Here is a 454-nt window from a genome sequence, read left to right as displayed (position 1 = left end):
GTGGCGGCATACACCCCAGAAAGTTTTGGCGTTGGAAAGGGAAATGGCGCTCGGGGTTAGGCGGGTGGTTCGGATATGGCCTTCGAGGCGCGGCAGCAGATACTCGCGCGCACGCTCGTGCAGAAGGCGGCGCAAATGGGTGAGTTGGATAGCGGTTTCTTTTTAGGGCAACAGGATTTCAGACGGCCTGATTTGGATGTGGTTTGCCGTGTGGACGGACAAGGCCGTCTGAACGCCTTGATACCAAATCCATTCGGGAAGCGTATCGGTGGGTGTTTGCTGGGTCGGTGTTTGGTTTAGGGTGCGGCGCAGGATGGCCTCGTTGTCGTTCAGCCATTGGGTAAAGTTGCGCTGGGTCACAAACGGCGGGATATTGATGCTGACGGTATCGGCGGAAACGGGGCGCAAGATGAGGTTTTTCTTGGCACTGCGTCTGAGCTGGATATGAATGGTC

Annotated in this window: 1 pseudogene; it reads right to left on the bottom strand. The window is 56.6% G+C overall.

Going from position 1 to position 454, the window contains the following annotated elements:
* Positions 1–454: pseudogene (locus ACTHUR_RS20575) on the bottom strand (YgjP-like metallopeptidase domain-containing protein); the annotation flags it as partial.

Source organism: Neisseria sp. P0021.S007 (assembly GCF_051956855.1).
This window is presented reverse-complemented; position numbering and strand designations above follow the sequence as displayed.